At 53.5% G+C, this 22224-nt stretch carries 21 protein-coding genes and 1 pseudogene; 4 read left to right on the forward strand and 18 right to left on the reverse strand.

Features of this window, described 5'->3' with window-relative positions; all coding sequences use genetic code 11:
• Positions 1 to 76 precede the first annotated feature (76 nt).
• Positions 77 to 925, forward strand: coding sequence for a sel1 repeat family protein (locus IT971_RS13785; RefSeq protein WP_063094666.1), 849 nt, complete (start codon positions 77 to 79; stop codon positions 923 to 925).
• A 59-nt stretch (positions 926 to 984) separates the two neighbouring features.
• On the opposite strand, the gene IT971_RS13790 is transcribed toward IT971_RS13785, so the two are convergent.
• The 4 genes from IT971_RS13790 to IT971_RS13800 form a co-directional block, all read right to left on the reverse strand.
• Positions 985 to 1455: an NfeD family protein gene (locus tag IT971_RS13790; protein ID WP_037988658.1), complete on the reverse strand. Its 471-nt coding sequence runs from the start codon at positions 1453 to 1455 to the stop codon at positions 985 to 987.
• A 62-nt stretch (positions 1456 to 1517) separates the two neighbouring features.
• Positions 1518 to 1874: a hypothetical protein gene (locus tag IT971_RS22585; RefSeq protein WP_371734405.1), complete on the reverse strand. Its 357-nt coding sequence runs from the start codon at positions 1872 to 1874 to the stop codon at positions 1518 to 1520.
• A 40-nt stretch (positions 1875 to 1914) separates the two neighbouring features.
• Positions 1915 to 2400 carry an SPFH domain-containing protein gene (locus tag IT971_RS22435; protein WP_252724155.1) on the reverse strand — a complete coding sequence of 162 codons (486 nt, stop codon included), beginning with the start codon at positions 2398 to 2400 and terminating at the stop codon, positions 1915 to 1917.
• 195 nt (positions 2401 to 2595) lie between these two features.
• On the reverse strand, positions 2596 to 3246 hold the full coding sequence (locus tag IT971_RS13800) for an NTP transferase domain-containing protein (RefSeq protein WP_063094664.1): 651 nt from the start codon (positions 3244 to 3246) through the stop codon (positions 2596 to 2598).
• Positions 3247 to 3435: 189 nt separating this feature from the next.
• Here IT971_RS13800 and sugE point away from each other — a divergent pair, with 189 nt between their 5' ends.
• Positions 3436 to 3756 carry a quaternary ammonium compound efflux SMR transporter SugE gene (gene sugE / locus IT971_RS13805; protein ID WP_063094662.1) on the forward strand — a complete coding sequence of 107 codons (321 nt, stop codon included), beginning with the start codon at positions 3436 to 3438 and terminating at the stop codon, positions 3754 to 3756.
• Positions 3757 to 3825: 69 nt separating this feature from the next.
• On the opposite strand, the gene hydA is transcribed toward sugE, so the two are convergent.
• The 7 genes and pseudogenes from hydA to IT971_RS13840 all read right to left on the reverse strand — a co-directional run bounded on the left by hydA (position 3826) and on the right by IT971_RS13840 (position 11900).
• Entirely contained in the window at positions 3826 to 5277 is a 1452-nt protein-coding gene (gene hydA, locus IT971_RS13810; protein ID WP_063094660.1) for a dihydropyrimidinase, read from the reverse strand.
• 141 nt (positions 5278 to 5418) lie between these two features.
• Positions 5419 to 6405: an ABC transporter substrate-binding protein gene (locus IT971_RS13815; protein WP_063094658.1), complete on the reverse strand. Its 987-nt coding sequence runs from the start codon at positions 6403 to 6405 to the stop codon at positions 5419 to 5421.
• 59 nt (positions 6406 to 6464) lie between these two features.
• Positions 6465 to 7622, reverse strand: a complete 1158-nt coding sequence (locus tag IT971_RS13820) for an ABC transporter permease (RefSeq protein ID WP_063094656.1) — start codon at positions 7620 to 7622, stop codon at positions 6465 to 6467.
• Positions 7619 to 8548 (reverse strand): ABC transporter permease, encoded by a 930-nt coding sequence (locus IT971_RS13825; RefSeq protein ID WP_063094654.1) that lies wholly within the window; start codon positions 8546 to 8548, stop codon positions 7619 to 7621. Before IT971_RS13825 ends, IT971_RS13820 begins: the two co-directional genes overlap by 4 nt.
• Positions 8538 to 9330: pseudogene (locus tag IT971_RS13830) on the reverse strand (ABC transporter ATP-binding protein). Before IT971_RS13830 ends, IT971_RS13825 begins: the two are co-directional and overlap by 11 nt.
• Before the next feature lie 195 nt (positions 9331 to 9525).
• Positions 9526 to 10392 carry a nitrilase-related carbon-nitrogen hydrolase gene (locus tag IT971_RS13835; protein WP_063094652.1) on the reverse strand — a complete coding sequence of 289 codons (867 nt, stop codon included), beginning with the start codon at positions 10390 to 10392 and terminating at the stop codon, positions 9526 to 9528.
• A gap of 176 nt (positions 10393 to 10568) precedes the next feature.
• Positions 10569 to 11900, reverse strand: coding sequence for an aspartate aminotransferase family protein (locus IT971_RS13840; protein WP_063094650.1), 1332 nt, complete (start codon positions 11898 to 11900; stop codon positions 10569 to 10571).
• Positions 11901 to 12337: 437 nt separating this feature from the next.
• Between IT971_RS13840 and IT971_RS13845 the strand changes: the two genes are divergently transcribed.
• Together IT971_RS13845 and IT971_RS13850 are read left to right on the forward strand one after the other, a co-directional pair.
• The gene (locus tag IT971_RS13845) at positions 12338 to 12979 is read left to right on the forward strand and encodes a TetR/AcrR family transcriptional regulator (protein ID WP_037988647.1); all 642 of its coding nucleotides are present in this window, start codon (positions 12338 to 12340) and stop codon (positions 12977 to 12979) included.
• A gap of 158 nt (positions 12980 to 13137) precedes the next feature.
• A complete protein-coding gene (locus IT971_RS13850; RefSeq protein WP_223305165.1) occupies positions 13138 to 13908 on the forward strand; it encodes an ABC transporter substrate-binding protein in 771 nt (256 codons plus the stop codon).
• Between the two features lie 64 nt (positions 13909 to 13972).
• On the opposite strand, the gene IT971_RS13855 is transcribed toward IT971_RS13850, so the two are convergent.
• The 7 genes from IT971_RS13855 to IT971_RS13885 all read right to left on the reverse strand — a co-directional run bounded on the left by IT971_RS13855 (position 13973) and on the right by IT971_RS13885 (position 22220).
• Positions 13973 to 15250, reverse strand: a complete 1278-nt coding sequence (locus IT971_RS13855; protein WP_037988642.1) for a Zn-dependent hydrolase — start codon at positions 15248 to 15250, stop codon at positions 13973 to 13975.
• Between the two features lie 34 nt (positions 15251 to 15284).
• Positions 15285 to 16562 carry an NAD-dependent dihydropyrimidine dehydrogenase subunit PreA gene (gene preA, locus IT971_RS13860; protein ID WP_063094646.1) on the reverse strand — a complete coding sequence of 426 codons (1278 nt, stop codon included), beginning with the start codon at positions 16560 to 16562 and terminating at the stop codon, positions 15285 to 15287.
• A 20-nt stretch (positions 16563 to 16582) separates the two neighbouring features.
• Complete coding sequence (locus tag IT971_RS13865; RefSeq protein WP_037988639.1) at positions 16583 to 17947, reverse strand: NAD(P)-dependent oxidoreductase; 1365 nt, start codon at positions 17945 to 17947, stop codon at positions 16583 to 16585.
• Between the two features lie 381 nt (positions 17948 to 18328).
• Positions 18329 to 19165 (reverse strand): ABC transporter permease, encoded by an 837-nt coding sequence (locus IT971_RS13870; RefSeq protein ID WP_063094644.1) that lies wholly within the window; start codon positions 19163 to 19165, stop codon positions 18329 to 18331.
• A 49-nt stretch (positions 19166 to 19214) separates the two neighbouring features.
• Complete coding sequence (locus IT971_RS13875; protein ID WP_063094642.1) at positions 19215 to 20285, reverse strand: extracellular solute-binding protein; 1071 nt, start codon at positions 20283 to 20285, stop codon at positions 19215 to 19217.
• 37 nt (positions 20286 to 20322) lie between these two features.
• Positions 20323 to 21375: an ABC transporter ATP-binding protein gene (locus IT971_RS13880; RefSeq protein ID WP_063094640.1), complete on the reverse strand. Its 1053-nt coding sequence runs from the start codon at positions 21373 to 21375 to the stop codon at positions 20323 to 20325.
• Positions 21372 to 22220: an ABC transporter permease gene (locus IT971_RS13885; protein ID WP_223305167.1), complete on the reverse strand. Its 849-nt coding sequence runs from the start codon at positions 22218 to 22220 to the stop codon at positions 21372 to 21374. Before IT971_RS13885 ends, IT971_RS13880 begins: the two co-directional genes overlap by 4 nt.
• Between the last annotated feature and the right edge of the window lie 4 nt (positions 22221 to 22224).

The raw sequence follows: 22224 nt of genomic DNA on the forward strand, positions 1-22224 counted from the left end.
CCCGAACGTCACAGTCGGGTCCCGGATTTTTCACCCGGTTTCGTTGGCTGGCAAAAAGCGATACACAGGAAACAGCATGAAAAATTCGATCGCGCATATCCTGAAATCCTCGACCGTGACGGCAGGCATCACGCTTTGCCTGATGGCGACGGCAACCGCCGCATCCCCGCTTGATGAAGGGGTAAATTCGTATCGTCACGGCAATTTCGAAGCTTCGGCCAAAACATTTGCGCCGCTTGCCGAACAGGGCAACGCCACCGCGCAGTACCTTCTGGCCTGTCAGATGATTAACGGGGTTGGCGTCAATGCCGATGAAAAACGTGGCTGGGAGTTGATGAAAGCATCAGCCGACAATCACAATCCGGATGCCAGCATGGTCATCGCCCGAAGACTGGAAGCAACCGGTGCGAAAACCGACAATATCAGACCGCTTTATCAACAGGCTGCAGATCAGAACCAGGCACAGGCAATGCTGTGGCTTGCCCTTGACGCCATGGATCAGGGCAAGCCCGATCAAGCAAAACAGCATTTGAGTACTGCATGGGAAGCTGGCGATCCGCGGGCGGCAACCTTGCTTGCCAATCGGTTTGCAGACAGTGACACCGCCCGTTATCAATATCTGCGTCAAGCCGCCGAACGTGGTGAAATGCGTGCAGCTGCCTATCTTGCTGAAGAAGCCCGCACCCTTGGTGACCCCGTAGAAGCTATTGGTTGGTGCGCCATCGCGACAGGCCTTCCAGGCCATGATCAGCATGCGGACTGGAAATCGATTGGCGATGCCGTAGAAAAAAACTGCAGTCAGTATGACAAGGATCTCTCCTCAGCTGACCGCGCCACAAACCGCGAAAAGGTCGATCAGTTCCTTGCAAGATTCTTTGACGGCTACAAACCCTGGAAGCCATGGCGACCCTGCGCCGTGAACTAGCCAAATGAAAAATTCCCCGATCTTGCTGATAGGGGATTTTAACTTGCAGGCCACATTAATTAATCTGGATCGTCGGCTTTGACCGCCTCGACAAGAAGCGTACTTCCTTCAATCCCGCAGACACGGACTTTCTGACCTTCAACAAGTTCCTCATCCGACTTCAGGACCCAGCTTGATCCATAGACGTTTTGACGAACGCGGCCATTGGTCGTCTTTTCAGTCAGAACAGTCGTTTTTCCGACCAGCGATGACCGCGTGCTGCTGACATCTTCCTCTTGCGCCCCCGAACGCGCGGGGCGAAAGAACCGCCGCCCGATTACAAATGACAGCACACTGAACACGCCAAATGCGATCAGTTGTAGTTCCACCGAGACATCGGGAACCAACAGAACAACAAAACCCGCTGCTGCTGCCGCAACTGACAACCACAGGAAAATGATCCCCGGCAGTAACATTTCAAGCACCAGCATAAGGCAGGCCAGAATCCACCAATGCCAGAACTCGATGCCCAGTTCAGAAAATAAATTCATTTTGGCAATCCCGAGATCGTTTTAGCTTTTGTCTGTCTGAGAAATCGTTTTGATCAATTCGGTCACACCGCCAATCGATCCAACAACACCAGACGCATCCAGCGGCATGAAGACAAGTTTGCTGTTAGGGCTTGATGCGATCTGGCCAAGCGATTCAACATATTTCTGGGCAACAAAATAGTTGATTGCCTGAACATCGCCTTCGCGGATGGCTTTGGAAACCGTTTCGGTTGCTTTGGCTTCTGCCTCGGCGGTTCGCGTGCCCGCGCATCAAGCTCGGCAGCGGCCATGCGTCCTTCGGCAGCCAGGATCGCCGCAGATTTTTCACCTTCGGCGCGCTTGATGTTGGCTTCTCTCTCACCATCGGCCTCAAGGATCAGCGCGCGCTTCTCGCGCTCGGCCTTCATTTGACGGTTCATTGCTTCCGTAAGATCCTCGGGCGGCTGTACATCCTTGATTTCAACCCCGGGTGATCTTAACCCCCCAATCACTGGTCGCTTCATCAAGAACAGCCAGAAGCAGCAGGCTGATTTTCTCCCGATTTGACAGCATTTCATCAAGTTCCATGGAACCAAGAACACTGCGCAAATTGGTCATGGCCAAATTCTGTACGGCATAATCAAGGCGCTCGACCTTATAGGCGGCATCTTTGGTATTGGTTACCCGGATAAAGACCACACCGTCGACCACAACGGATGCGTTATCGCGCGAAATCACTTCCTGGCTGGGGATATCAAGCACACGTTCCATAAGGCTCATGCGCTGTCCGACACGATCAAAAACCGGGATCAGGATATGCATTCCAGGATCAAGTGTCCGCAAATACCGACCAAGCCGTTCGACGGTAATTTCGTAACCCTGCGGCACGATCTTGACGCTCAAAAACGTCAGCACAACAGCCAGAAAGACAAAAGCGACAGAAAATATTGCAAAGGTCGAATGCATGATAAGCCCTAATTATTTAAGCTGGACGCCGAATAAACGGCATCAACAAGGTCCGTTTTATTCAAAACCTCAGCGAAACAATACGTTTAAAACAAAACAGATTTAATCATAGGGATAATATGCATTTGCTATGCAAGAAAATTGTGTGAATGCCTTATCGTAAAACCACCAGATACTTGAAGTACACGTCGAAACTCAAAGACGCTTTTCGTCGATATATCCCGACAGCATTTCATCAAGCGCACTGAGATCTTCGGGTGCGTTGACATTGACAAACGGAGCCATGTCGCCAGACCGCACCGGAAACGCCACATTAGCGGCCCCCATGGCACGCAGGGCCCCGCCAACGCGGCGGTCTTCATCGCGAAGTTGGTTGCCAATGATACCAGCCCCGGCGCGATGCCAGATAGCAGACAGGTAGTGATCCCGTCCGGCATGGCTGGCAAAGGCTGCTTTTTTACCGCCCTCTGTCGCCGCCTTAAGCAATTGGACGACCATATCATCGGGTACAATCGGGCAATCGACGGGAAAGGAAACCAGCCAGTCGACACCATCGGGCAAGCTCAATAGTCCGCCCAGAATCCCGCCCAACGGCCCCAGCCCCGGTTGGGGACTGTCTGGAACGACCGGCAGATTGAATTCAGCAAAAAATGCCCCGCCTTCGTTGCTGGAAATCATCAGGTGATTGCATTGCGCGGATGCCGCGCTGATCACATGCGCAATCAAGGGTTTGCCTGCCAGTTCACGAAACGGCTTGTTTCCACCCATACGTCGCCCCTCGCCCCCGGCAAGAATCACTCCGGCGACTTTGGGATGATCGGACAGGCTGTTTGCATTGGCTGACATCGGCAGGATAACGTCCGTTTATTTTGATCAGGATGGCATGGCAGCATTGCTGGGCAGGCATTTGCCAGTGGGGCATTTTGCCCCTATATCAGGGTCGAAGACAATGACAGCGTGCTGTCACGTGATCGGACGACCGAATACGCTTGATGATTACGACCGGGGACGGCCCCTTTGAACAAGGAGGCCGTTATGGCTTGGGTTGCATTACTTTTGGCCGGAATTCTGGAAGTTTGCTGGGCTGCGGGCCTTAAATATTCCAACGGTTTTACCAATCCTCTTCCGACAATTTTCACCCTGACGACCATGGCCGGAAGTTTCTGGCTGTTAACCTTTGCCATGCGCAGCATCCCGCTTGGAACCGCCTATGCGATCTGGACCGGTATCGGTGCGGTTGGTGCGGTGATATTTGGCGTGGCAGTACTTGATGAAATGCTGAGTGTCGCAAGGATATTGTCCATTTCCTTAATCCTTGCCGGAATTGTCGGACTAAAGCTTTTCAGTCCGACATGATCATTATCAACTGGAAACGGGCGGTTTTGGGGCCGCCCGTTTCCCTGATTTTATTTGAATGAGGATAAATCACACGCCGGCAGGAATGCCGCTACGCTCTACTTTACGCGGAGACGTCAGCTCTTTCCATTTCGAAAGCGCCTTGTTCACTGCTGGATAAGCATCCCGCCGCACGAATTCACCATCACCGCATTTGCCAATCACGATGCCTTCTTCAGCGGCAATCCGGCCGCGGCTGATGGTGTAGCGCGGCAGACCGGTGACTTCATGGCCTTCGAACACGTTGTAATCAATTGCCGATTGCTGATGTTCGGCGGTGATGGTTTTCGATGCCTTCGGGTCCCAGACCACAAGGTCCGCATCCGCCCCAACAAGAATCGCGCCCTTGCGCGGATAGACGTTCAGGATTTTGGCGATATTGGTCGAGGTCACGGCAACGAATTCGTTCATCGTCAAACGACCGGTATTGACCCCATAGGTCCACAGCAACGGCATGCGATCTTCAAGACCGCCGGTGCCGTTCGGGATTTTGGTAAAATCACCAACGCCCATGCGTTTCTGCTTTGTCGTGAAAGCACAATGGTCGGTCGCAACAACCTGCAAGCTGCCCGATGCCAGACCGTTCCAAAGACCGTCCTGATGCAGTTTGCTGCGGAAAGGTGGCGACATGACGCGACGGGCCGCGTGATCCCAGTCCGCGTTGGCATATTCACTTTCATCCAGAATCAGATGCTGAATCAGCGGCTCACCAAACACGCGCTTGCCATTGGCACGCGCACGGCGGATGGCTTCGTGCGCCGGTTCGCAGGACACATGCACGATATAAAGCGGCACATTGGCCATATCTGCAATCATGATCGCGCGGTTACACGCCTCGCCCTCGACATCGACAGGCCGGGAATAGGCGTGCGCTTCGGGCCCGTTATTACCAGCATCAAGCAAACGTTGCTGAAGTGTCGCGACCACATCGCCGTTTTCGGCATGAACCAGCGGCATCGCGCCGAGTTCCGAACAGCGAGAGAAGGATGCAAACATTTCATCATCATCGACCATCAAGGCCCCCTTATAGGCCATGAAATGCTTGAAGGTGTTGATGCCCTTTTCCTCGACAACGATTTTCATCTCGTCAAAGACCTGCTCGCCCCACCATGTGATCGCCATGTGGAAAGAATAATCGCAAACCGCCTTGGTCGATTTGTTATCCCACGCCTGAAGTGCTTCAAGCAGCGACTGATTGGGTGCCGGCAGACAGAAATCGACAACCATCGTTGTGCCACCGGCAACTGCGGCCTTGGTGCCGCTTTCAAAATCGTCTTCGGAATAGGTGCCCATAAAGGGCATTTCAAGATGGGTATGCGGGTCAATCCCGCCGGGCATGACATAGCAGCCGTCGGCATCAACAACCTTGTCCCCGGTCAGGTTCTGACCGATCGCGGCAATCTTGCCACCTTCAATCAGTATATCGGATTTATATGTCAGATCGGCGGTAACGATTGTTCCGCCACGAATAACCATGGACATGGGTGGCTCCTTGTCTGTCAGTCTATCGTAAGGCCCGGAAAGTTGCGGGAAAGCCCCGGCATCCCTGCCCGTTTTCAGTTTCATAAGATGGCTTGTCACCCGGCAGGTCAGTTACACCTGCCGGGTGACAGGATCGGATCGTTACATCGACGCCTTGTCGGTAACGGCGTGGGTCCAGGCACCCTCCGGCTTTTTGGTGATAACCGGGTCGGAACCGCCCGACAGAAGGCTATCAACGGTGCGCTGATAGGCCGCTTCGTCAAGCTTTCCGTCGTCATCCAGCAGCTTGGCAATTTCCTGCATCATGCGGATCTGATGCTTTTCTGTCTGGGCACCGGTTGCGTCGTTATCCAGAACGATCATTGCGGCGTCTTCCGGGTTTTCCTTTGCCCACTGCCAGCCTTTCATGCTCGCAGCAACGAAGCGGCCCATCTTCTCGACAAATGCCTCGTCCTTCAGATTGTCTTCAAGAACATAAAGGCCGTCTTCAAGCGTCGCGACACCCTGATCTTCGTATTTGAAGACGTTCAACTGATCTTCGGTGATACCGGCATCAATGACCTGCCAGTATTCGTTATAGGTCATTGTTGAAATGCAATCGGCCTGCTTTTGCAACAGCGGATCAACGTTGAAGCCCTGCTTAAGAACCGTAACGCCTTTTTCACCGCCATCGGTCGGAATGCCAAGCTTCGACATCCAGCTCAGGAAAGGATATTCGTTGCCAAAGAACCAGACGCCAAGCGTACGACCCGGGAAATCATCCGGGCTTTCAACACCGGTCTCCTTAAGGCAGGTCAGCATCATGCCTGACTTGGCAAAGGGCTGCGCAATGTTGACCAATGCAACACCCTTTTCTCGCGACGCCAGTGCGGATGGCATCCAGTCGACGATCACATCGGCACCACCACCGGCAATAACCTGTGGCGGGGCAATGTCCGGGCCGCCCGGATTGATCGTGACGTCAAGACCGGCTTCTTCATAGAACCCCTTGTCCTGCGCCACATAGTAACCGGCGAACTGTGCCTGGGTTACCCATTTAAGCTGCAGGGTGACTTCGTCCGCTGCCATCGCCGAAAACGATGCCATACCGACACTTAACCCTAACGCAGTCGCAAATATTTTCTTCATTCGTCGATGTCTCCTCAGGTTATTGTCAAGTCCTCCCGACGGGCCGTCTTTTGATGCCTTTAATGGCGACGTACCCGAAATGACGGATGCCATGACGTCGCCTTTCTTTCGACGTAGGCCACAGCTCCGTAAAAGGCGGTCCCCGCCAGGGCCGCCAATGCAATTTCCGCCCAGACCATATCGACATTCATCCGCCCGACTTCTGTCGATATCCGGAATCCCATGCCTACAATCGGGGTGCCGAAAAATTCGGCAACGATGGCGCCAATCAGCGCCAGCGTGGAATTGATTTTAAGTGCATTAAAGACAAACGGCATTGCGGCCGGTAGCCGCAACCGAAACAGGGTCGACCAGTAACCCGACGCATACGTTGCCATCAGGTCCTTCTCAAGCGCACCTGCCGCATTCAATCCAGTCACGGTATTCACCAGCATAGGGAAGAAGGTCATGATCACAATCACCGCCGCCTTCGACTGCCAGTCAAACCCGAACCACATCACCATGATCGGCGCCACACCGATGATCGGTAACGCCGACACCATATTGCCCAGAGGCAAAAGACCCCGTTTAAGAAACGGCACCCGGTCGACCGCAATCGCAACGATAAAGGCACTGCCGCAGCCAATCACATAGCCGCTGATCACGGCCTTGATGAAGGTCTGATGGAAATCGGCAGCCAGAATGTCGGTCGAATTGACAAAGCGAACGCCAATGGCACTTGGCGCAGGCAGCAAAACCTGCGGCACGCCAAAACCGGCCACGATCACTTCCCAAAGGAACAGCAACCAGACACCAAACGCGATTGGTACCAGAATATTGGCCGATTGCTGTTTGGCAGTTTCAAGGCTGCGATAGCGCGCAACAACATCAATCCCTCGCCAGACAAACGCCCAAAGCGACAGGATAAACAACCAGAACCCGGTTCCAGCATGACCGGCAATACCATAATCATAAAGTGCTTCAATCGCCTGCCAGCAGCCAAACACCGCCACCGCAAGGATGATCGCCGCATACTGAATGTGCCCCACACCAAGCCACGTAAATGCAGCACCGGCAATCACGCATAGTGCCATCGCCACCGCAATACCGGGAATGTCGCTGACAAAGGCGATCTGTTTGCCGCTTTCCGGATCAACCCCGCTCAGCGGAAAGATCAAAGCCAGCAAAGCCGCGATTGCCGCAACCAGACAGAATTTATCAAGTTTCACGTCGGTCATCCGCGTACTCCCATCCGGGCAAGAACGCGACGTTCACACCAGCCGACCAACACCACCATAATCGCGGCAACAAAGGCCGCCGTCAGTAATGCCGACCAGATCTGGATCGTCTGCCCGTAGTAGGACCCGGCCAAAAGGCGTGCGCCCAGCCCTGCCTGTGCCCCCGTCGGCAATTCACCGACAATTGCCCCCACCAGACTGATCGCAATCGCGACCTTCAGACTGGCAAACAGATAGGGCATCGCCGATGGCAATCGCAACGCCCAGAAGGTCTGCCATTTCGAGGCATTATAGGTCCACATCAGATCAAGCTGGATCACCTGCGGCGACCGCAGCCCTTTGACCATGCTGATCGTCACCGGGAAGAAACACAGATAGGTCGAAATAATCGCCTTTGGCACCAGTCCCTTAAGGCCAATCGCACCCAGCACAACGACAATCATCGGTGCGATGGCAAGGATCGGAATGGTCTGGGATGAAATCACCCACGGCATCAGACTTTTTTCAAGTGTGATCACATGAACAATTCCGACCGCCAGCAGAATACCAAGTGCGGTTCCGATCACAAACCCCAGCAGAGTCGATGAAAGCGTCACCCAGGTATGGTAAACCAGCGACCGTTTCGACGTGATCGCAGTCGCAAAAATGGTTTTATACATTTCCTGCGCGACCTGATGCGGGGCCGGAAGGATCGGCCGTTCCTGTGCTAGTGTATCTTCGATCAAACGCGTCGTTGTCCAAGTTTCCCCGGCACGGTTATAGCGGTCAATCTGGGTCGGCGCGTTCATGAACACCGCCCCGATATACCAGATGACAAACAGCGCAATCAGCACCACCGTCACCGGACCAGCCTGCCCGGACATCAAACGCGACCACAGCGATTCTCCGCCAATCGCGCCATTCATCGTTGCGGCATTACTCGTCATAGCTATGCCCCGCCCGCAGCCCTTTGCGCACACGATGGGCGACTTCCAAGAATTCTGGCGTTTCGCGGATGTCAAGGCCTCGATCCTTCGGGAAATCGGTTTTGATCACATCAATGATCCGGCCCGGCCTTGGCGACATCACAACGATCTTGGTCGACAGGTAAACCGCCTCGGGGATCGAATGGGTGACAAAGGCCACCGTCTTGTTGGTCCGCGCCCACAATTTCAGAAGCTGTTCGTTCAGATGATCGCGCACAATCTCATCCAGCGCCCCGAACGGCTCATCCATCAGAAGCAGATCGGCATCGAAGCTCAGCGCACGCGCAATTGATGCACGTTGCTGCATCCCGCCCCGAAAGTTGCCACGGGAATTTCTTTTCAAACCCGTTCAGTTCGACAAGTTTAAGTGCCTCGTGCCCCCGCTTGATGCGTTCTTCGCGGGGAATTTCCATAATTTCCAGCGGCAGGGTCACATTGCGTTCAATCGAGCGCCACGGCAGCAATGCCGGTGCCTGAAACACATAGCCATAGGCACGATTTTCACGCGCTTCCTGCGGGGAAACGCCATTGATCGAAATATCGCCACCCGTGGCCTTTTCCAGATCGGCAATCACACGTAACAGCGTGGTCTTGCCGCAGCCCGACGGGCCGATAAAGGAAACGAACTCGCCGCGTTCGATTTTCAGATCAACATCAGACAGGGCATAGACCGGCCCGTCAGCGGTTTGAAAAGTCAACGACAGTTTTTGAATATCAACAACTGCGTCGGCGGATGCGGGCATTTGCGCCACATTATTGACGACTGCTTTTAACGTCATGGGGTATCCCCTGATCGAATGTCTCTCTAAAGCCTCCCTCAGGGTCGTTGCCCTGAACCTTGCCGACTTGTCTTTTGCCCGGTCATTTGGCGCCGGAATATAAAATGTCGGTCAAAGCAAAACGGCGAGCGGATTAAGTGCTCCGTTAGCCGTTAAATCTCAGTTGCCGTCGGTCAGGCGGGTATAGGTCGAAGGCCGACGGTCGCGGAAAAACTGCCATGTGTTCCGCACTTCACGTACCATAGACATATCCATGTCATGCACGATCAGTTCGTCCTGATCGCGCGATGCTTCCTTTTCAATCACGCCACGCGGATTGACAAAATAGCTCTGGCCGTAAAACTCGCCAATGTTCCACGGCATTTCCCGGCCAACCCGGTTGATCGCACCGATATAACATCCGTTTGCAACTGCCGATGCGGGTTGTTCCAGCTTCCACAGGTGTTCCGAAAGCCCGGCCACCGTTGCCGACGGATTGACGATATATTCAGCGCCATTAAGCGCCAGTGCACGCCAGCCTTCGGGGAAATGCCGGTCATAGCAGATATAAACGCCAAGCTTGCAATACTGGGTATCAAACACCGGCCAGTCCGAAACGCCGGGCTTGAAGAAAAACTTTTCCCAGAAACCGGCAACCTGCGGGATATGGGTTTTGCGATACTTGCCAAGATAGGTCCCGTCGGCATCAATCACGGCGGCGGCGTTATAATACACACCGGTAATTTCCTGCTCGTAGATCGGAACGACGATGACCATTTTATGCTTTTTGGCCAGTTCGCACATCAACTGCGTGGTCGGGCCATTCGGGATTTCTTCGGCCGCAGCGTACCATTTCGCATCCTGGCTCGGACAGAAATAGGGTTGTGTGAAAACTTCCTGAAAACACAAAACCTGCACGCCCTGCCGCCCTGCCTCTTCGATATAGGGCAGATGCGCGTCGATCATGGCCTGACGAATTTCGTCTGGCGACTGTTCGGTTGAACCCTTAAGGCTCATCTGAATCAGTCCGCCTCTCAGCATAGACATCCGAGATACCTCCTTGATCTGATATGTGCCATATGCCGGCTTTTGCCGATCTTGTGGCTTGGTCCGGTTTGCGTCCCCAATTCCCATGATGGGACACAAACCGGAAAATCGTGAAACGTAACGTCTCCTTCGGGCTTTCGCCCACCCTGTCCGCAGCGGAACAGGGGAAAAAATCCCTAGTCGATTTCTTTCAGCACATCGCGCAGCGTGCCAAACAGCTGATCGATATGTGATTTTTCAATGATCAGCGGCGGCGAAAGCGCAATGATATCGCCCGTCGTGCGGATCAGAATGCCCTTCTCGAACGCCTGCAGGAACGCGCTGAAGGCGCGCTTGGTCGGGAAACCTTCGATCCCTTCAAGCTCGATCGCGCCGATCAGGCCAAGGTTACGAATATCCTTGACCTTCGGCAGATCAATCAGGCTGTGAACCGCATCTTCCCAATATTGACCAAGTTCCTGCCCTCTGGTGTAAAGGCCGTCCTCTTCATAGGTCTCAAGCGTCGCAAGGCCCGCCGCACAGGCAACCGGATTGCCCGAATAGGTGTAACCATGGAACAGCTCGATCATGTTTTCCGGGCCGGACATAAAGGTATCATGGATGTCGTCGGTCGCGAAAACAGCCCCCATCGGGATTGTCCCGTTGGTAAGCCCCTTTGCCGTTGTCACCAGATCCGGCTGAACACTGAAATAATCAACGGCAAACGGGGCACCAAGGCGACCAAAACCGGTAATGACTTCATCAAAGATCAGAAGAATACCATGCTTGGTGCAAATCTCGCGCAGGCGTTCCAGATAGCCTTTTGGAGGAATCAGAACACCGGTCGACCCAGCAACCGGTTCGACAATCACAGCAGCGATGGTCGACGGATCATGAAGCGCGCAAATACGTTCCAGATCATCGGCCAGAAACGCACCATGTTCCGGCTGGCCGCGGGTAACGCCGTTTTCGTCAGGCAGATAGGTATGACGGATATGGTCAACCCCGCCCAGCATCTGGCCAAAGGTCTTGCGGTTGCCCGAAATACCACCAACCGAAATACCGCCAAAGTTAACACCGTGATAGCCGCGTTCACGACCGATCAAACGGGTCCGCTGCCCATCCCCGCGTGCCCGGTGATAGGCAATCGCGATCTTAAGCGCGGTTTCAACCGATTCAGAACCGGAATTGGTATAAAAAACATGGTTCAAATCGCCCGGCATAAGCTGCGCCAGACGGCTGGCAAGCTCGAACGCCTTGGGATGGCCCATCTGGAATGCCGGGGCATAATCCAGTTCGTCCATCTGTGCCTTGACCGCCTCGACGATCTTGGGACGCTTGTGACCTGCGTTGCAGCACCAAAGCCCGGCAGTACCATCCAGAATCTGGCGGTTGTCATCGGTCTGGTAATACATGCCTTCCGCACTGACAAGCATGCGTGGGGCCTGCTTGAACTGGCGGTTTGCCGTAAACGGCATCCAGAATGCCGAAAGATCGTTCGGCCGGCTGATTTTCGTGGTGGCTGTCATAAAAAGGTCTCCCGTACCTTTCTTGTGCTTCCCTGACATCGTTCTGACGGACAAAATCCGTGACCAAACCAATGTCCGACTTTCATTTAATATCCATCACACCCCGGATGCGTGATATGTCACACACAGGGCGGTCAGAACTGCACCGCATGGCGGCACAGGAAAAAATCGTTAGCACGGGAATCTCCCATGCACTAGCGCTTTAAAGTCACCGGGAACTGGTTTCGAATTTTCGACTGCCAAATGCCATTTCAGCGACCCTGATTTTTGTTTACGGCACCGAATTTCTGTTTATCTTTCACCGGAGTTGTTCAAAATTCTGGACATCTCTGGTTGGTTCGGCGCGTATTTTAGACTTGCTTTTTAGTATCTAAAGTAGAGATTATTTTAACCTGACCAAACGGTCAAGATAAATGACGCAATTTCGGGGAACGTCGATGAGTGCAGTCAAATCCGGGCAAAACGGCGCACATAAAGCCGCCATTCGCCAGGAAAACGAAGAGCAAATTCTTGCCGCTGCCGAGCTGGTTTTTGCCGATTACGGCTTCAAGGGCGCAACCACCGCGCGGATTGCCGAAATTGCCAAGGTGCCCAAGGCCAATGTGCATTACTATTTCAGCACCAAGGAAGCCCTTTACCGACGGATCATGGAAGACATTTGCGATCATTGGCTTGAAGCGGCAATGACATTTGAAAACAGTTCCGACCCGGCCGAAATTCTGCGCGGCTATATCGAAGCCAAGATGGATTTGTCGCGTGCCCGCCCGCACGGTTCGCGCGTCTGGGCGCACGAAATCATCCGTGGTGCAAAGTTCTCGTCCGACTACATTTCAACCACAGTCAAAAACTGGCTTGATAGCCGCGTGGTGGTAATCAATCGCTGGATCACAGAAGGCAAGATGGACAAGGTCGAACCCTACTCGCTAATGTATATGATCTTTGCCACAACCCAGCATTACGCCGACTTTGCCCGTCAGATCGAAATCTTCAACAACGATCACCCGCTATCGGATACCCAATTCGCCGAGGCCAAGGAAAATGTCGTGCGCATCATCCTGAAAGGCGTCGGGCTGTCTTAAAGACAACCACAGCAACAAAGCTGCCTGCCCCACACTAACGAATAGTTGAAAAATATACCCATCCCCCAAATCTGAAATCGACAAACACTGATCTATTTTCAACGGGGGCCAGCATGCATTTTCAACGCGTATTCATGTACGCGATCGGATTTGGCATCATGCCTATGCTTATTCTGACGTGCATGGTCCTGTCCGCAATCACTAATCATGCCCATGCCGCATCTGATACCTGCAAACAGATTGTCGTTGGTGGTGCGGCAGGATGGGAACCGATTTCTTACTTCGACAACAATGGCCATGCACAAGGCATTTCGATTGATATCCTGCGTCTATACACGCAGGAAAACAATATCAGTCTGAAAGTACATTTTGAAATCCCGTGGAACCGGTCGATCCAGATGCTAGAAGCCGGTGAAATAGATGTGATGGCAGGCGCCTATTCCACGGCCGAACGGGCGATGACTTTCATCTATTCCCTTCCGTATGCATCCGATGATGTCATGGTCTTTCAGCATGTTGACCGACAATTTTCCGTGCAAAACATAGAAAGCCTGATCGGTCACAGCGGTGCCCGCCCCCAAGGCGGAAGCTACGGCGATTTCATTGACCGGTATGCCAATGATCGGCTCGACATGATTTATTCACCAACCGGCAACCGCATATTCGATATCCTGATGAACGGGCGGGTCGACTATGTGTTGCTCGGGCGGTATGACGGCATGGCCAATGTCGCGATTGATGGTATCGAGCAACAGGTGATTGCCATTGAACCACCACTGGCAGTGAATGAAGTTCAATTCATGTTTTCGCGCAGCAGCCCGTGCGTTCCGCACATCGCCCGGATCAACGACTTGATCACGGAACTCGACAGCAACGGACAACTTTCCGAATGGGTCGCCCTTCACCTGCCCAAATCCAACAGCAACTGACAAAAAAAGACCGGCACAAGGGCCGGTCCAGTCTGGAGTATTCAGGGGAGGTTCTCGATATCGCTTAAACCGACTGTGTCATGACCGTTTCATCGGCTTTGGCCAGAACGGCATGCAGCAAAACCTGCCCGCCTGCATCCGACCAATGCTTATGAACTTCTTCAATCTCGTTATGTGAAATGCCATCAACACACGGGATAAAGATCATCGCCGTCGGGGTCACTTGCGCCAGGTAGCACGCATCATGACCGGCACCCGACACGATCTCGCGAGCCGAATATCCGCCGATTTCGACAGCATTGCGGACCGCATCGACACAGGTTTTGTCAAACGGGACCGGGGCGTAATAGAAAATCTGTTCCAACTCGGTTTTCAGGCCGATGTCGGATGCGATTTTCTCCACCCCTTCGCGAAGCGCCTTATCCATATCGGCCAGGACCGCGTCGTCAGGATGGCGGAAATCGACAGTAAAGAACACCTCGCCCGGGATCACGTTGCGTGAATTGGGGTGAATCTGCATCATCCCAACCGTCGCACAGGCCAACGGGGAACGATCCAGACCGATCCTGTTGACCAGATCAACCACACGCGACGCCCCCAACAATGCATCCTTGCGGGTTTTCATCGGCGTCGGGCCGGCATGGGCCTCAACACCGGTGAACTTGATTTCGTACCAGCGCTGCCCCTGTGCATCGGTGACAATGCCGATATCCTTGCCTTCATCTTCAAGGATCGGGCCCTGTTCGATATGGGCCTCGAAATACGCGCCCATCGGATGGGCGTCAATCGTGGCTTCGTCATCGCCAAGATAGCCGATGCGTTTCAATTCCTCGCCCATCGTCTTGCCATCGACATCAGCGCGCGAATGGCCGTAATCAAGATCGAACACCTTGGCAAAAACGCCTGATGCCACCATTGCCGGGGCAAAGCGCGACCCTTCTTCGTTGGTCCAGCAAACGACTTCAAGCGGTGCTTCGGTTTCATATTTGGCTTCATTGAGCGTTCGGATCACTTCAAGTCCCGAAAGCACACCATAAACGCCATCATATTTTCCACCAGTCGGCTGACTATCAAGGTGGCTTCCCATAACGACAGGGGGCAGTTCAGGATTACGACCTTCACGGCGGGCAAAGATATTGCCCATCTTGTCGATACGGATCGTGCATCCCTCCGCCTTGCACCATTTGATGAACAAATCGCGGCTTTCACGATCCAGATCGGTCAGCGCCAATCGGCAAACGCCATCCTTGGCGGTTTTGCCAATCTTTGCCATCTCCATCAGGCTGTCCCAAAGCCGGTCACCATTGATCGACAGATTACGCACACTTGGTTGAACGGTCATGTAGATATCCTTTTGTCTGTCTTCCGGCTTGGGATTACTCGGCAGCCTGCCGCATCGGGTTAAGCGGATGTTCCGGCCAGGTCATATAAGGTTTGTCGGTTTTGACCGGCTCCATGGTGATGCAATCAGGGACCGGGCAGATGTGATAGCAAAGGTTGCAACCAACACATTCCTCGTCGATGACAACAAACTCACGGTGCCCGTCTTCCTTGACATTCATCGCAATCGCCTGATGCGATGTATCCTCGCATGCAATATGGCAACGACCACATTCGATACAATTGTCGGGGTTGATCACCGCCTTGGTATCGAAATTCATGTTAAGCTCGTTCCAATTCGCGACCTGCGGCACGGCCGCACGCGTGAACTGTTCGACACTGGTGTAACCCTTGTCATCCATCCACTGGCTCATGCCGTCGATCAGATCATCAACAACCCGGAAACCATAGATCATCGCGGCCGTGCAGACCTGCACCGCATTTGATCCCAGCGCCATGAATTCAACGGCGTCTTTCCATGTGGTAATGCCACCGATGCCGGAAATATGCAGATCGCGGGTTTCCGGCGTACGGGCAATTTCGGCGACCATGTTAAGGGCAATCGGCTTGACGGCCGACCCGCAGTAACCGCCATGCGTCCCCTTGCCATCAACCATCGGCTCGGGAACCATGCTGTCCAGATCGACCGAAATGATCGAGTTAACAGTGTTAATCAGCGACACGGCATCCGCCCCGCCTTTTAACGCGGCCTCCGCCGACCACAGGATGTTGGTGATGTTTGGCGTCAGTTTGGTAAAGACCGGAATATCAACCGCATCCTTGACCCAGCGCGTGACCTGTTCGACCATTTCAGGAACCTGCCCGATGGCCGATCCCATGCCGCGTTCGCACATGCCGTGCGGGCAGCCAAGGTTAAGCTCGATCCCGTGCACACCGCTTTCGGCGATCTGCTGAGCCAAATCCTTCCATGCCCGTTCTTCAATCGGGGCCATCATTGATCCGATAATCACATGATCGGGATATTCTTTACGGCATTCACGGATTTCCTGAAGGTTGACCGAAAGCGGCCTGTCGGAAATCAGTTCGATATTGTTGATACCAAGCAAACGGCGGTTCTGGTCATGATGCGCGCCATAGCGCGACGATACGTTAACCACCGGCGGGTCAATCCCCAGTGTCTTCCAGACAACGCCGCCCCATCCGGCTTCGAATGCACGAACAACGTTGTATTTCTTGTCGGTCGGCGGTGCGGAGGCCAGCCAGAACGGGTTCAGTGAATCGATCCCGGCAATTTTGCAGCTTAGATCAGCCATTTTCTCTCTCCCTTTCTGGCTTATGCGGTTTTAAGGAACGCGTCGATGGCAATCGCGGCCTGCTTGCCGTCTTCGACCGACTGAACTGTCAGGTCCTCGCCACTTTTGATGCAATCCCCACCAGCAAAAATGCCAGATGCGGTTGTCTGGTAATTTTCATCGACCACGATCTTGCCACCGGCGATCTCCATTCCGGCAAGATCATCTGTTTTAATTTTCTGCCCGATGGCCTTCAGGATCTGGTCGGCGCGAATTTCAAATTTCTCACCGGTGCCGACAAGCTTGCCGTCATGAAGTTCCGTTTTCTCGAACTCCATGCCGATCAACTTGCCATTGGCCTTGATCGCGACCGGCTTGGCCCAGTGGCGCACGACAACGCCATTGATCTTGGCCAGTTCCTGTTCATATTCTGTGGCCGACATATGTTCAGCCCCGCGACGATAGACCAATGTGACTTCGTCCGCGCCAAGGCGTTTGGCCTGGATCGCGGCATCAACTGCAGTGTTGCCACCGCCGATCACGATCACATTATTGCCAACCGGCATGTCGGATTTCGGTTCGGTCTGGCGAAGTTGCTCGATAAAGGCAATCGCGTCATCGACACCATCAAATGCCTCTCCCGGCAGGCCAAGTTCGTTGGTCGCGCCAAGCCCGACCCCAACAAACACCGCATCATATCCGTCACGCAAAGCCCCAAGACTGATGTCACGGCCAAGCGCCTTGCCATACTCGATCCGGATGCCGCCAATGCCCAAAAGGAATTCAACCTCGCGCTGGGCGAAATCATTGGTCATTTTGTACGCCGCAAGACCATATTCATTAAGCCCGCCCGGCTTCGCCTTGGCCTCAAACACCGTCACATCATGGCCCAGCATCGCCGCGCGATGCGCGCATGAAAGCCCCGCCGGACCGGCACCAACCACCGCAATCTGTTTACCGGTCAGGGGGGCCCGTTTGAACGGATGGGGCAATTCATCGCGCGCCATCAGGTGATCAACCGCAAAACGCTGCAGACTGCCGATTTCAACCGCGACATCTTCGGACACATTGCGCACACAGGCTTGTTCGCACAGCACTTCTGTCGGACAGGCGCGCGCACAGGTGCCCCCCATGATATTGGCCGACAGGATGGTTTTGGCTGCCCCATCAGGGTTGCCGGTGCTGATTTTGCGGATGAAGCCCGGAATATCGATTGATGTCGGGCATGCCGTAACGCATGGCGCGTCATAGCAATAAAGGCAGCGATTGCTTTCGGCCATGGCCTGCAAGGTGGAATAGGCCGGATGCAGATCGGAAAATCCGTCATCGGGATCATTATGGCCGATATGTCCCGAGCCGTGGATAGCACCTGATTTCGAAACTTGCTTGCCCTGCAAGATGGTCATGTTTTGTCTCCCTGCCAAAAAGGCGTCCTCTCCTGGCGTCAGCGAGAGACAAAACAAGAATGGCATTCTCAAAAAACCAGCCGCCCTTGGAAGCCTAAAAAAAAGCTCCGGATGGATTTATGGCGTATGCGGACGGGCGGGCCCGGCCAACTCTGGGTCTTCTATCAATGACATTCTTGGCGTATCCGTCCGGCTTATTGCCGGACTGTTTCCCAGTATTCGATCTGTCGCGCCTTTTTTGAATTTCGGGTTATTCCCGGTTGATAGCGCGTACAGATGCCTCTCTCTGACCCATACAGCATGTCCAATCCTGATCATTTGGTCAAGATTAAAATTCAACACAGGATTGCAAGATGTGTAAGACATTAAAATCGCGCCTTGCTATGCATCCATGCGCGCAGGCTTCTTTTCCGTAGTGACCGTTTCCGCGACCGAAATCACCAGTACACAAATCGACATCAAAACAACTGAAATCGCCGATGCAGCAGGCAAATCACTGCCCGTTTCCGCAATTTTGGAGTAGAGCACCAGAGGCAGGATATTTACTTGAGTCCCAACCAGAGCTAACGCCGTACCGTACGCACCAAACGCCACCGCCGATGTAAGACAGAATGCCGAGACAAAACCCGGTACAAGTTGGGGCACCAAAACATCAACATGCGCCCGAAAACCTGATGCCCCCATAGTCTTTGCCGCCTGAATCTGGCTTCGGTCGAAATTTATAAGTGGTGGCAACAAGATCATCACTACCCGCGGTATCAGATAGTATGAGTAGGCAAATCCTAAGCCGATTGGCGAGAAAATAAATCCGCCAACAACAGAAGGCTCAGCCCCGACTTCCGCCAAAAGCATTGTAACAAATCCCGCCCTGCCAAAGGTCAGAATAAATCCATAAGCAATAATCAGCCCGGAAAACGTCAGCGGCAGCGAGATCAGAAACATCAAAGCTGAGCGAAACCGTTCTGATTTTTGCGACAGATGCAAAGAGACGAAATAGCCCACGATCAAAGAAAAGAGCGGTGCCGCCAATCCGATCACCAGACTGCCACGCAACCCGGCCCAGAAAACGGGATCGGAGGCGACCCTGCCATAGGCAGAGCCACCATCCGAGAGCGAGTCAGCAACCACGAAAACCAGCGGCAAAATGAAGAACGCACCGAGAAACACCGTTGCCGGTAATGCAAGCCAGAGCAACGTGCTCTTGTGACGTCCAACCATTATCTTCATTCTCCGCTTTTCAGGTCTTTTTATTGCGTTAGAAACTCAGTCAATCACCAAGAACGGCCTTGGACCAACCGGTATCAATATCCGCCTTCAGCGCAGTCGCCTTGACGATATCAATCGGGCGAATCTGAGGGGCGTCGGGCATTTTATCAGCCACTTCCGGAGACAGCTTGACACCTGGAACCGACGGACGGACATATCCTTCGGCAAAGGTAGCCTGGCCCTCATCTGTCATGATGTAGTTGAGCCAAAGCTTTGCAGACGAAGGGTTCGGACCGTTTTTAACCATGCTGATCGCATAAGGCGCAGCCGCCGATGCTTCTTTCGGGATGACGACATCTATGTCATCCCCCATGCCGTCCTTGTATTTCGCTTTCAAGCCATCATTTTCATATCCAATCCAGATCGGAATTTCGCCTTTGAGAAACTGCGCATAGGGCGTCGTCCCGACGGTGCGCAGGACATTGCCGCTGTTATGCAGACGCGCAAGATAATCGATACCCGGCTGAATGTTATCCATATCGCCGCCGTTGCCAAATGCTGCACCAAAAACAACAACCTGCCCCTGACCAGTCGAGCGCGGATCAAGATAGACAATCGAATTCTTGTATTCGGATTTCAGAAGATCAGCCCAGCTTTCCGGCGTTTCTTTGACCAGCTTTTTGTTTACCAGAAATGCAATATTGAGCTTGTGAACGGTAAACCATTTTCCGTCTTTCTCACGAAGCTCATCCGGCAGCTTGTCAAAATTGACAGGCTCAAACGGCGCAACGACATCCTTGGCAACCGCATCAAGTGCAGAACCGGCAAAGTAATAGGCAGTATCGGCTTGCGGACGATTGCGCGACTTGTCCAGCGCAACAACAGTCGCAGCCGAGCCTAGATCGTTATAGACCATTTCAACCCCCGGATAGCGGGCCTTGAAATTCTTGAATTGTGATGACCAGTTTGCCCAGGTCGGCCCGGTATCAAATGATACAATAAGACCTTCTTCCTGCGCTTTTTCATAAAGGGCCTGTTCACCATCATAAAGCTCAGGCCCGTCAAAGGCGCTGGCGGTAAACGGCGCAAGAGATAGAGCAGCAACCAGCGCCGCCTTGAACTTGAAATTCATCGAATGTCTCCTTGAGGGGGGGGGATATCGGAATGGACTATGAGCGAAGAATCCGAACCTGGTCCGGAGCAATCGAGACACCCGCAACAGTGCCACGATATCCTGTTTCACCAGTTATGATCTGGTCTCCAAGGGCAATGTCGTATCGACGTACTGCGCCAAGGAACCTGTCCTGAACAAGATCACCTTGGAAATAATTTACGCTATGATGCGTCCCACCCTCTGCGGCGGAGTGCGCACTGATCACCGGCATAACGGCTTCGGGGCGAACAAGCAGCGTCACGGATGCGCCGACTTGCCAATCCTCTGCGTTACAGACGACTTCGCCAAGCTCGGTCAACACCCGGTTGGGGCACAGCACTTTGCCCGGCCACAGATTGGCCTTGCCGACAAAGGCGGCGACTGTTTTATCAACCGGATTGTCGTAAAGATCACGCGGCGCGGCAAGCTGAAGCAAACTGCCTTCATGAATGACGGCGACCCTGTCTGCCATGGACAAGGCTTCTTCCTGATCGTGAGTAACAAGGATCGCAGCGATGTTGGCCGTGCGCTGGATATGGGTAATCAGATCACGCATCTCGCCACGCAAAGAAGCATCAAGCGCTGACAACGGTTCATCAAGCAAAAGCGCCTTTGGCTGATAGACAAGCGCACGTGCAAGCGCAACACGCTGCTGCTGCCCTCCAGAAAGGGTCGCGGGCAGGCGATCACCGGCATGAGCCAGACCGACCTCCTGCAAGGCTTTGCATGCGCGCTCAATTCGTTCATCGCGTGCAACACGGCGAAGCTGAAGCGGGTAGGCTATGTTTTCAAGCACCGTCATGTGCGGGAACAGGGCGTAGGACTGAAACACAATACCAAGATCACGATGCCGTGCAGCAACACCTTTCATATCGCGACCGCTGATCTCAATGCGTCCCTGCTGCGGGTCCATAAATCCGGCGAGAAGCTTCAAAAGCGTACTCTTCCCGGAACCGGAGGGACCGATCACCGCCAGCAGTTCTCCGGTTTTGACATCAAAATTGATATCAGTAAGACCGCCTTTGCCATCCGCATAACGATAGGTGACATTTTCAAAACGGATGGTCATGGGCGTGCCTTTTGACGAAAATGTGAGAAATGCGCCCCGGCAGCACTGGCACATGCCGCCATCAAGGCAAGAAAGATCAAAACCACCGTGGCCGCACAAGCCAACCCGGTCGCACCATAAAATGCCTGCAACAGGACAACCGGATAGGTTCGCGAAAGAAAGCCCGCCACAAGGTTGGAAATCTGGAATTCACCAATGGAAATCGCTGTAACCATCATCAGACCGGACAAGAGGCTGTAGCGGAGCGAGGGGATAACGATATCGCGAAAACGCTGCCAGAAACCTGCACCAAGCGTTTCGGCGACCCTTTCCATTCCAGCAATACCAAGCCGATCCATATCCCCAAGGAGGGTTCCCACCAGATATGGCAGCGTCAACACCACATGCGCACAGACCAGAAGCCAGGTCGTACCGAGCCAAGGGGTATAATTGCTTGAAAATACGATAATAAATCCAAAACCCAAGACAAGCTCAGGTACAGCAACGGGCAATAAGGTGAAAATACGCGCGGCCAGTCGAATGCCACGGTTAGCTGCCGAAAACACAGCGTAAGCAAACGGCACCCCAAGCAGAACGTTGATAACACATGTAGCAACAACGACCTGCAAACTGGTCAGAAAGGCTCGCTGAAAACTGGAATCCCCGGCGACCTCAAGGTACCAATCGAATGTCATACCGCTGGGCAGCAGGCTGTTGGTCCAGCTCGTGCCAAATGACCCTACCACCAACAGAAGAATCGGTGTCACCAGATACAAACAATATAAAAAAGTCACCAGACCCATAAAAAAATTCCAGAGTGGCAAGACTAGAAGGGAAACGATATCGCGGCCAAAAAAATGGCCCACCGAA

Source organism: Thalassospira sp. B30-1 (assembly GCF_015767575.1).
In the GTDB taxonomy this organism is placed as follows: Bacteria; Pseudomonadota; Alphaproteobacteria; order Rhodospirillales; family Thalassospiraceae; genus Thalassospira; species Thalassospira xiamenensis.

What these genes read in the sequence shown, in the direction of transcription:
- IT971_RS13785 (WP_063094666.1), top strand. Translation starts at nt 77, where the DNA reads ATGAAAAATTCGATCGCGCATATCCTGAAATCCTCGACCGTGACGGCA.
- IT971_RS13790 (WP_037988658.1), bottom strand. Translation starts at nt 1,455, where the DNA reads ATGAATTTATTTTCTGAACTGGGCATCGAGTTCTGGCATTGGTGGATT.
- IT971_RS22585 (WP_371734405.1), bottom strand. Translation starts at nt 1,874, where the DNA reads ATGAACCGTCAAATGAAGGCCGAGCGCGAGAAGCGCGCGCTGATCCTT.
- IT971_RS22435 (WP_252724155.1), bottom strand. Translation starts at nt 2,400, where the DNA reads ATGCATTCGACCTTTGCAATATTTTCTGTCGCTTTTGTCTTTCTGGCT.
- IT971_RS13800 (WP_063094664.1), bottom strand. Translation starts at nt 3,246, where the DNA reads ATGTCAGCCAATGCAAACAGCCTGTCCGATCATCCCAAAGTCGCCGGA.
- sugE (WP_063094662.1), top strand. Translation starts at nt 3,436, where the DNA reads ATGGCTTGGGTTGCATTACTTTTGGCCGGAATTCTGGAAGTTTGCTGG.
- hydA (WP_063094660.1), bottom strand. Translation starts at nt 5,277, where the DNA reads ATGTCCATGGTTATTCGTGGCGGAACAATCGTTACCGCCGATCTGACA.
- IT971_RS13815 (WP_063094658.1), bottom strand. Translation starts at nt 6,405, where the DNA reads ATGAAGAAAATATTTGCGACTGCGTTAGGGTTAAGTGTCGGTATGGCA.
- IT971_RS13820 (WP_063094656.1), bottom strand. Translation starts at nt 7,622, where the DNA reads ATGACCGACGTGAAACTTGATAAATTCTGTCTGGTTGCGGCAATCGCG.
- IT971_RS13825 (WP_063094654.1), bottom strand. Translation starts at nt 8,548, where the DNA reads ATGACGAGTAATGCCGCAACGATGAATGGCGCGATTGGCGGAGAATCG.
- IT971_RS13835 (WP_063094652.1), bottom strand. Translation starts at nt 10,392, where the DNA reads ATGTCTATGCTGAGAGGCGGACTGATTCAGATGAGCCTTAAGGGTTCA.
- IT971_RS13840 (WP_063094650.1), bottom strand. Translation starts at nt 11,900, where the DNA reads ATGACAGCCACCACGAAAATCAGCCGGCCGAACGATCTTTCGGCATTC.
- IT971_RS13845 (WP_037988647.1), top strand. Translation starts at nt 12,338, where the DNA reads ATGAGTGCAGTCAAATCCGGGCAAAACGGCGCACATAAAGCCGCCATT.
- IT971_RS13850 (WP_223305165.1), top strand. Translation starts at nt 13,138, where the DNA reads ATGCCTATGCTTATTCTGACGTGCATGGTCCTGTCCGCAATCACTAAT.
- IT971_RS13855 (WP_037988642.1), bottom strand. Translation starts at nt 15,250, where the DNA reads ATGACCGTTCAACCAAGTGTGCGTAATCTGTCGATCAATGGTGACCGG.
- preA (WP_063094646.1), bottom strand. Translation starts at nt 16,562, where the DNA reads ATGGCTGATCTAAGCTGCAAAATTGCCGGGATCGATTCACTGAACCCG.
- IT971_RS13865 (WP_037988639.1), bottom strand. Translation starts at nt 17,947, where the DNA reads ATGACCATCTTGCAGGGCAAGCAAGTTTCGAAATCAGGTGCTATCCAC.
- IT971_RS13870 (WP_063094644.1), bottom strand. Translation starts at nt 19,165, where the DNA reads ATGGTTGGACGTCACAAGAGCACGTTGCTCTGGCTTGCATTACCGGCA.
- IT971_RS13875 (WP_063094642.1), bottom strand. Translation starts at nt 20,285, where the DNA reads ATGAATTTCAAGTTCAAGGCGGCGCTGGTTGCTGCTCTATCTCTTGCG.
- IT971_RS13880 (WP_063094640.1), bottom strand. Translation starts at nt 21,375, where the DNA reads ATGACCATCCGTTTTGAAAATGTCACCTATCGTTATGCGGATGGCAAA.